The following is a 433-nucleotide window of genomic DNA, read 5'->3' as shown; positions in this document are numbered from 1 at the left end:
GTTGAGGATCATCAGCGCGATCACGCCCTGGCCGGCCGGCGGGCACTCATGCACCTCATGCCCGCGGAAGCTGGTCTTGATCGGCGTCACATAGCCGCCCTTGGCTTCCTTGAAATCCTCGAGGGTGTGCAACCCGCCGAGGTCGCGCAGGCGATCGACCATGTCCTGCGCGATCTCGCCTTCGTAGAAGGCGGAGGCCCCGCGTTCGGCGATGGCCTGCAGCGTCGCCGCCAGCTCGAGCTGACGATGAACCTCGCCGGCGACGGGCGCCCGTCCGTCCGGCAGGAAGACGCGGGCGGCGTGCGGGTCCTTCGCCAGCAGCGGGGCTTGCCCGGCCCAGTCGGCCGCGACGCGCGACGAAACAGCATAGCCGTCTCGGGCGAGCGCGATGGCGGGCTCCAGCAGCTTTGCGAGTGGCAGCTTGCCATGGTCC

Annotated in this window: 1 protein-coding gene; it reads right to left on the bottom strand. The window is 69.7% G+C overall.

Annotation, left to right across the window (positions count from 1 at the left end; translation table 11 throughout):
* On the bottom strand, window positions 1–433 hold a 433-nt coding region (locus BJP32_RS16770), incomplete at both ends, for a gamma-glutamyltransferase (protein WP_198935314.1).

Origin of the sequence: Brevundimonas sp. ZS04 (assembly GCF_001956865.1) — a bacterium.
Classification (GTDB): domain Bacteria; phylum Pseudomonadota; class Alphaproteobacteria; order Caulobacterales; family Caulobacteraceae; genus Brevundimonas; species Brevundimonas diminuta.
The sequence above is the reverse complement of the archived record's forward strand: the minus strand, read 5'-3'. Positions and strand labels throughout refer to the sequence as shown.